At 46.5% G+C, this 8244-nt stretch carries 7 protein-coding genes and 4 tRNA genes; all 11 read left to right on the forward strand.

Going from position 1 to position 8244, the window contains the following annotated elements; all coding sequences use genetic code 11:
- The first annotated feature begins 56 nt into the window (after positions 1–56).
- Positions 57–380, forward strand: coding sequence for an H-NS family nucleoid-associated regulatory protein (locus GW12_RS04765; protein ID WP_034584203.1), 324 nt, complete (start codon positions 57–59; stop codon positions 378–380).
- Between the two features lie 180 nt (positions 381–560).
- Positions 561–1304, forward strand: a complete 744-nt coding sequence (gspN, locus tag GW12_RS04770; RefSeq protein WP_034584206.1) for a type II secretion system protein N — start codon at positions 561–563, stop codon at positions 1302–1304.
- A complete protein-coding gene (locus GW12_RS04775; RefSeq protein ID WP_034584208.1) occupies positions 1304–2176 on the forward strand; it encodes a type II secretion system protein N in 873 nt (290 codons plus the stop codon). The genes gspN and GW12_RS04775 overlap by 1 nt, the downstream gene beginning before the upstream one ends.
- A 38-nt stretch (positions 2177–2214) precedes the next feature.
- Positions 2215–4455: a type II secretion system secretin GspD gene (gspD, locus tag GW12_RS04780; RefSeq protein ID WP_034584211.1), complete on the forward strand. Its 2241-nt coding sequence runs from the start codon at positions 2215–2217 to the stop codon at positions 4453–4455.
- Positions 4456–4519: 64 nt separating this feature from the next.
- Positions 4520–5173, forward strand: coding sequence for an FHA domain-containing protein (locus GW12_RS04785; protein WP_034584215.1), 654 nt, complete (start codon positions 4520–4522; stop codon positions 5171–5173).
- Between the two features lie 82 nt (positions 5174–5255).
- Positions 5256–5924, forward strand: coding sequence for a phosphoglycolate phosphatase (gene gph / locus GW12_RS04790; RefSeq protein ID WP_034584217.1), 669 nt, complete (start codon positions 5256–5258; stop codon positions 5922–5924).
- Between the two features lie 109 nt (positions 5925–6033).
- Positions 6034–7527: an anthranilate synthase component I gene (trpE, locus tag GW12_RS04795; RefSeq protein ID WP_034584220.1), complete on the forward strand. Its 1494-nt coding sequence runs from the start codon at positions 6034–6036 to the stop codon at positions 7525–7527.
- 98 nt (positions 7528–7625) lie between these two features.
- A tRNA-Thr gene (locus tag GW12_RS04800) sits at positions 7626–7701 on the forward strand.
- Between the two features lie 55 nt (positions 7702–7756).
- Positions 7757–7840 (forward strand) — tRNA-Tyr (locus GW12_RS04805).
- A 37-nt stretch (positions 7841–7877) separates the two neighbouring features.
- A tRNA-Gly gene (locus GW12_RS04810) sits at positions 7878–7953 on the forward strand.
- A gap of 21 nt (positions 7954–7974) precedes the next feature.
- Positions 7975–8049 (forward strand) — tRNA-Thr (locus GW12_RS04815).
- Positions 8050–8244 lie beyond the last annotated feature (195 nt).

The raw sequence follows: 8244 nt of genomic DNA on the forward strand, positions 1-8244 counted from the left end.
GACTTTCGCAAGAGGTCTAATTTATAAAACAAATAATATCATTTATGGAGAGAGTTATGCCTGATATTACTAATTTATCTGTTGAAGAGTTAAAACGTTTGCAAGCTGAAGCTGAAGCGTTAATTGCTTCAAAAAAAGATCAAGAGATTGAAGATGCTTATAATCAGGTATTAAGTATTGCTGAAAAAGTCGGCATGAGCATTGAACAACTGTTAGAGTTTGGTGCGTCTAAACGTAAAAAATCATCTCGTAAAGCAGTAGAGCCACGTTACCGTAGCAAATCTAATCCAAACGATACCTGGACAGGTCGTGGTAAACAGCCACGCTGGTTGGTGGCTGAACTGGAAAATGGTGCCAAGCTGGAAGATTTCCTGATCTAAATTTCAGTTTTGAATCCGGTCATAGGTTGTTATGGAGATGACCTATGCAATTTTAACCAAGCTCTTTTGCTTGGTTTTTTTATGCCAATGAATTGGCGCAACTGAAAAAGTATGCATAATGTGTAGATAAAGAAAAAATGATAATCAGGGATTGTAAATTGATTAATTGGTTGGGGTGTTATGGGCGGTAAACCGAAAACATTCAAATGGTTGATTTTTGTCGTAGTCGCCTTTTTTATTTTCGTGGTTTTGCAGGTGCCAGCTGCCTGGCTAATTTCAAAATTTTATAAAAATAATCAGGTTCTGCATAATGTCAGCGGTAATATCTGGCAGGGGAATGCGGACTGGAACAAGGGGCAACTCAAGGGAAGCTTAAACTGGCAGATCCGTCCATTCGATCTGTTGTTGCTGCGCATCGGTGCCAATGTCGAAATCCATAGTGGAAACACCAAACTGAGTGGAATCATGGCCTATGGCCTGACCAAAACCTTGATCGCCAAAAAACTCAAAGGACAAGTTGCACCAGAAACCCTAAAAACGCTGGCTGACTGGCAGTGGCCAATTAATGCGATCCAATTTAATCAGCTAGATTTCAAGTATAAAAAACAAAATGGCTTTAGTGATGTGGATGGCCAGGTGAACTGGGCCGGTGGGGAATTGCTCTATACCTTTGCCCAGCGTCAGGAGCGGATGAATGTACCTGTACTGGCTGGAAAGTTGGCTGATGAGTCTGGAAAACTGTTGCTAGATGTGCGTGATAGCCGTGACCAGAAAATGCTGAATATTGAACTCGATCCGGAGCTGATGCTGAATGTGCAGTTGACTCAGCGTATGTTGCTGAATGTGCCTTCTTATGAAGGTAAGGCAGGACTGGACACCTATGTCATCAGTACCCGTCAACCCTTATTGGGAGGCGTGAACTGATGGCGCTGGATCTCGATAAATTTAAACAACTGGATTTACAATCCTTGAACAAGGCTGCACCGGCCTTGCTGGTTTTGCTAATTTTATATTTGTGCTGGAAGCTGGCCGCCTTGTTCTGGTTGGTGGTAGCCCCTCCACAGGCCTTACAGCTGGAACGTGTCGAGCTAGGTTCACAGCAACCTAGAATTCCGAATATCAGTTCATTTTCTCTGTTCCAGGAAACTGGCCGCACAGCTAACAATGCTGATGTCTCCAATATCCTGTTGCAGGGCGTGATGATCGCGAGTCCAAGCTATCGTTCTTCCGCTGTATTGAAACTGAATGATCAGGCGGATCGTTATCTGGTCGGTGAAACGCTGGGTGATACGGGCTATGAACTGGCAGAAGTCTATTGGGATCACGTGGTCATTCGTCAGAAGAGTGGCGCGTCCAAAGAAATTTACTTTAAAGGGCTGGAAAATGGCTTGAATCAGCCATGGCAAAGCAATGAGCAGTCCAAAAATAATAACAGTTCATCATCTGCATCAGGTTGGAGTAATTCCGGTAACCAGCAAAATAATGAACCGTCTTCACCGCAGAATGAGATCAGTCGTGCCATTCAGCAGATGAATGAGAATCGGGAGCGGTATCTGGAAAATATGGGGGTTTCTGCTGGTGGAGATGGTTATGAAGTCACTTCACGGACTCCTGCTGTACTGCGTAACCGTCTGGGGTTAAGGCCGGGAGATCGGATTATTTCCCTGAATGGACAGACCGTAGCTGCTGGGCAGTCAGAAGCCCAATTGTTGGAGCAGGCACGTCAGCAGGGTCAGGTGAAGCTCGAAATTAAGCGTGGTGATCAGGTGATGACCATACAACAGGATTTAAAGTGATATGGCATCACATATAGGGTTGGGAAACATTTAGGTTTATGGCTTTATTTAATAATAATCGATCAGCATGGGCATTTTGTGTTGCTGCCCCTCTGGTGGCTATGGTCAGCACAGCCAGCCATGCACAAACATGGAAAATTAACCTGCGTGATGCAGATCTGGCAGCATTTATTAATGAAGTTGCTGATATTACCGGGAAAAACTTTGCTGTGGATCCGCGCGTACGCGGTAATGTGACCGTGATTTCCAATCGCGCCCTCAACAAGGATGAAGTTTATGACCTATTCCTTGGGGTGCTGAATGTCAATGGAGTGGTGGCTATTCCATCGGGGAATACCATCAAGCTGGTGCCTGATAATAATGTGAAAAGCTCTGGCATTCCTTATGATGCCCGGCATCGCGCGACCGGTGACCAGATCGTGACCCGTGTGATCTGGCTAGAAAATACTAACCCAAATGACCTGATTCCAGCTTTACGTCCCCTGATGCCACAGTTTGCTCATTTAGCCGCTGTACCGGGCACCAATGCGCTGATTGTTTCTGACCGTGCCAGCAATATTTACCAGCTGGAAACCATTGTGCGCAATCTGGATGGTACCGGGCAGAATGACATCGAAGCCATTACCCTGCAGTCAAGTCAGGCTGAGGAAATGATTGGTCTGATTGAATCCATGACACTCACTGGTGCAGCCAAAGATCTTAAAGGCTCACGTGTACGTGTCATTGCGGATCAGCGTACCAACCGGATTATCATCAAAGGCGATACCGCCACTCGTAAGCGTATCCGTCAGATCATTGAAACGCTGGATGTACCAGCTGCAGACCGTCTCGGTGGATTGAAAGTTTTCCGCCTGAAATATGCCAGTGCCAAGAATCTGGCTGAAATTCTGCAAGGATTAGTGTCTGGACAAAATTTAGGCCGTAGCAGCACTTCTGAAAGCAGTTCGACTGGAACCTCACTCAATACCTTGGGTAATAATAATGCTTCATCCAGTATGTCTCAGGACAGTTCCAGCTCGAATATCCAGCTTAATTCCGGCTTTGGCAATAACCAGCAAGGTATTACCAGCTACAGTGCCAATGGCGTGAGCATCATTGCTGATACCACGCAGAATTCACTGGTGGTCAAAGCTGATCCGCCACTGATGCGTGAAATTGAATCGGCCATTAGTCAGCTGGATACCCGTCGCCAGCAGGTGCTGATTGAAGCTGCAATTATGGAAGTGGAAGGCACGGATGCTGATCAACTTGGAGTTCAGTGGGCTCTTGGTGATCTGAGCAGCGGAATTGGGCTGATCAATTTTGATAATTTTGGTTCCAGTTTGAAAAATATTGCAGCAGGTTATCTGACCGGCGGTGCGGCCGGTGCGGGCAGTGCCATTGGTGCAGGAACCTCGCTGGTGATTGGGGATTATCGTGAAGGCAGTGATGGTTCGCGTAAGCTGTATGGTGCAATGATTCAGGCGCTGAAAGAAACTACCAAGTCCAATATCCTGTCGACCCCGTCGATCGTGACCATGGATAATGAAGAAGCTTATATTGTCGTCGGTGAAAACGTACCTTTTGTCACAGGTTCAGTGTCGACCACTTCCACTGGTGTTGCCAATCCATACACGACCATTGAACGTAAAGACGTCGGTGTTACCTTAAAAGTCATTCCACATATTGGTGATGATGGTACGGTGCGTCTGGAAGTCGAGCAGGAAGTCTCTGATGTCAAGGATAACAAGGGGCAGGCATCCGATCTGGTCACCACCAAACGTGCGATTAAAACCTCGATTCTGGCAGAGCATGGTCAAACCATTGTGCTAGGTGGTCTGATTTCGGATAACACGCGTTATGGTCGTCAGGCGGTGCCGGGACTAGGTGCAATTCCAGGACTTGGACGTCTATTCCGTTCCGAAGGCAAGTCTAACCAGAAACGTAATCTGCTGGTGTTTATTCACCCGACTATCGTGGGTGACCAGAACGAAGTGCGCAAGATTTCCCAGCAGCGTTATAGCCAGCTGTATAGTCTGCAGTTAGCGCTGGATAATGATGGTAACTTTGCCAAGTTGCCAGAAAATCTGGACGATGTGTATCAGCAGCGGATTCCAGTATCCAAGCCGCCATTAGGTTCGACATATAAAACGGTACCAAGTGCGCCTGTTCAGAGCCAACCTCAGGCCGTGGTAACGACGCCAGTGGCGATTGAGCCAGAAGTTCAGCGCCAGCCAGTGCAGCATGTCGAGAAAAGCCGTAATACCGTGACCACAACGACTTTACGCCCAAAAAGCTAAGCTTACGGTCTTTGCAAACCACGTGTTATGATCATGGCAACAGAATAAAAGAGAAGTGGATGTTATGACTTGGAAAATTCAAGCCATCTCTGGTGATTTGACCGGGCAGGAAATTAGCATTGACCATGACATGCTGGTTGGTCGTCACCAGGCTGCCGATATCGTGCTACAAGCCGCAGAAATCTCCCGTAAGCATGCGGCATTTTTAGTGAAAGAAGATGCACTATGGGTACAAGATCTAGGTTCTTCTAACGGCACTTTTGTTAATGATCAGCGCATTGATGCAGAAGCATTGCTCAAAGAAGGGGATATTGTCCAGTTTGCCAGCCTGAAATTCTCGGTGCTTGCGCCAGCCCAAGAGGTGGTAGTGGAGCCTGAACTGGAACAGACAGCTGAACGTGTGATTGAAGAAGCTGAAGAAAAGAATGCTGCACATCAGATGAATGAACAGGGTATGCCGGAGCTGAAAGAGCGTGATGCCTCTGTACAGTTGACGCGTGATGGTATGCCAACCAATGTGGGTATTCCAAAACCAGCCCCAATTCCTGAAGGTGTTGACCTGTCCAAAGCAACCCCTGAACCAAAATCGATTCCAGTGGAAGAACCCGTTTCCCGTGTAGAACAGGCGAAAGAAGAGCAAAAAAACGCTTCTGTCGGTTTGATTTCCTTAATTGTTCTCATAATTTTGGCAATTGTGGCTTGGCTTTTCTTTAAATAAGCCGAGTATTGGTTACAATCAAGGCATGCAAACGCATGCCTTTTTTGTGGCTGCGTGATGAATGAATAAGATGAGGGTGAACATGTCGATTGCACAACTGGATAAGCGCGAGCTGATTTTATTTGATCTGGATGGAACTTTGGTGGATTCGGCATCTGACCTCTATCGCGCCATGAATATGAGCCTAAACGTGCTACAGCTGCCTTTTGTGACCGAAGAACAGGTGCGAGTATGGATTGGTAAGGGAACTTCCAAGTTCTGTGAGAGCGTGCTGAAACACCTGACTGGAGAACTAAACCCAGTCCAGCACCAGCAGTTATTGGAAACCTTTTTGGAAATCTACAACGCCGATCCATGTATCGATACGGTGCCTTTTCCGGGAATTATCGAATTCCTGCAATGGGGCAAAGCTAATAAGAAGAAGCTGATTTGTGTGACCAATAAACCGGAACAGCCTGCACGCAGTATTCTGGATATTCTGGGAATGGCAGAATATTTTGATGACACCATTGGTGGTGACCGCTTTACCGAGCGTAAGCCGGATCCCCGACAGTTGCTACATTGTGTCGAATATTATGGTGTGACTAAAGAACAGGTGTTGATGGTTGGTGATTCAATCAATGACATCGAAGCAGCACGCCGTGCGGGAATCGATTGTATTGTGGTCAGCTATGGCTATAATCATGGTGAGAATATAGCAGACTGTCATCCTCAAGAAATCGTGGATGACTTACGTGAACTGCTTGCTTAATACAGGGTACGAAGGAAACAAGATGAATAGTTGTAAGGTTTTTCGATGGCGTCGCTCAGTCCAATTCCATTTTCATACTGAGTAACCCTAATTTAAAGAGAAAAACCGAATGACAACTTCAGCACAATTCCAGCAACTTGTATCTCAAGGCTACAACCTGATTCCTGTTTACCGCCAGCGTCTGGCGGATACTGAAACCCCGCTCTCTGTCTTTGCTCGTCTAAAACAGCATACCCAAGCCTATCTGTTTGAATCTGTGGAAGGGGGAGAGAACTGGGCACGCTATTCGATTATTGGTCTGGGTGAATCGATTGTGTTCTCCTGCAATGCAGGTGAGCTCACGGTTCAGCACCCGGATGGTTCGATTGAAAAGCAGCAGTGCAGCGATCCTTTCCAATATATTCGTGATTTCCAGAAACAGTTTAAGGTGCCAACCCAGGCTGAGCTGCCAAGCCTGCCAAGCTTTACCGGTGGCCTCGTCGGCTATTTTGGTTATGACTCGGTACGTTATATTGAACCAAAGCTGAAAAACGTGCCGGAAGCCGATCCGGTTGGTCTGCCAGATATCTGGATGATGCTCTCTAAAACCGTCATCGTGTTTGATAACCTGAAGGATACCCTGTTCCTGATTATACATGCCGATGTAACTGATCCAGAGGCTTATCAGAAAGCACAGCAACAATTGGATGAGCTGGAAAATCTTCTGGCGACACCGGTAAGCCTGAAAGCAGAAAAACATACCCCACCACATTTTGAATCTTTAACCGGGCATGACAACTTCATTGCCTCCATTGAGAAGGTGAAAGAGTACATCCGTGCCGGAGACGTGATGCAGGTGGTGCCTGGCCACCGTATGGTCTCTGATTTTGATGGTGAGCCTTTACAGGTCTATCGTGCACTGCGTCATCTTAATCCATCGCCTTATCTGTTCCTGGTGCAAGGACAGACGCTAGAAAACAATACGCCGTTCCATATTGTCGGCTCTTCGCCGGAAATTCTGTCACGTCTGGAAAATGGCATTGCCACCGTGCGTCCGCTGGCGGGTACCCGTCCTCGCGGTAAAACCAAAGAAGAAGATCTGGCGCTGGAAAAAGATCTGCTTTCTGATGAAAAAGAGATTGCAGAACACCTCATGCTGATTGACTTGGGGCGAAATGATGTCGGTCGTGTCTCTAAAATCGGCAAAGTGCAGGTAACTGATCAAATGGTGATCGAACGTTATTCACATGTCATGCACATTGTGTCCAATGTGCAGGGTGAAGTGCGTGATGATGTCGATGCGCTGGATGTTTTTAAGGCGACTTTCCCTGCTGGTACACTTTCTGGGGCACCAAAAATCCGTGCCATGGAAATTATTGACGAAGTTGAGCCGGTAAAACGTGGAATTTTTGGTGGTGCTGTTGGTTATTTAGGCTGGCACGGCGAAATGGACATGTCGATCGCGATTCGTACCTGTGTGATTCGCGAAAATAAGGTCTATGTACAGGCCGGGGCAGGCCTGGTTGCAGACTCAAATCCTGAATCTGAGTGGAATGAAACCCAAATAAAAGCTCGCGCAGTGATCAAAGCGGTTGAATTATCATCAAACGGATTGATTTTATGAGTTTTTGGCGGTTTTTTTGAAAAAAACACTTGCATGGATTCTGAGTTTTGCTAAACTGCACACCGTTCCGATACGAAACGTACGAAACACTAAGAAACGCCGGCATAGCTCAGTTGGTAGAGCAACTGACTTGTAATCAGTAGGTCCACAGTTCGAATCCGTGTGCCGGCACCATCTTAGAGAGTTTGGAGTGAGAAGTAAAGAACGACACTGGTGTAAGTGTAAAAATGGTGAGGTTCCCGAGCGGTCAAAGGGGGCGGACTGTAACTCCGCTACGAAAGTTTCGAAGGTTCGAATCCTTCCCTCACCACCAATTTTAAGACTTCAGTAAGTGGATGTACCAACATAGTGCGGGAGTAGCTCAGTTGGTAGAGCGGCAGCCTTCCAAGCTGCATGTCGCGAGTTCGATCCTCGTCTCCCGCTCCATTATATGAAGTACGATAATTTGCTCTTATAGCTCAGTGGTAGAGCACTCCCTTGGTAAGGGAGAGGTCTCGAGTTCAAATCTCGATAAGAGCTCCAGATTACAGTTTATATTATAGCAACATTGTTGCAAAAGATTTCAAAAGCAGGCTATTTAGTCTGCTTTTCAAGTATTGGGCGTTTGATTTTTTTAGGCGATATGTCGGAGCTGAGTTTTACTCAGAATTGTGTTCGACGTAAACGAGGAAGATGAACATGGCTAAGGCTAAGTTTGAACGTAATAAGCCACACGTT

The organism is Acinetobacter sp. HR7 (assembly GCF_000773685.1).
Taxonomy (GTDB): Bacteria; Pseudomonadota; Gammaproteobacteria; order Pseudomonadales; family Moraxellaceae; genus Acinetobacter; species Acinetobacter thermotolerans.

Bases quoted from the DNA above. Each gene is read 5' to 3' on its own strand.
- GW12_RS04765 (WP_034584203.1), top strand. From the start codon at position 57: ATGCCTGATATTACTAATTTATCTGTTGAAGAGTTAAAACGTTTGCAA.
- gspN (WP_034584206.1), top strand. From the start codon at position 561: ATGGGCGGTAAACCGAAAACATTCAAATGGTTGATTTTTGTCGTAGTC.
- GW12_RS04775 (WP_034584208.1), top strand. From the start codon at position 1,304: ATGGCGCTGGATCTCGATAAATTTAAACAACTGGATTTACAATCCTTG.
- gspD (WP_034584211.1), top strand. From the start codon at position 2,215: ATGGCTTTATTTAATAATAATCGATCAGCATGGGCATTTTGTGTTGCT.
- GW12_RS04785 (WP_034584215.1), top strand. From the start codon at position 4,520: ATGACTTGGAAAATTCAAGCCATCTCTGGTGATTTGACCGGGCAGGAA.
- gph (WP_034584217.1), top strand. From the start codon at position 5,256: ATGTCGATTGCACAACTGGATAAGCGCGAGCTGATTTTATTTGATCTG.
- trpE (WP_034584220.1), top strand. From the start codon at position 6,034: ATGACAACTTCAGCACAATTCCAGCAACTTGTATCTCAAGGCTACAAC.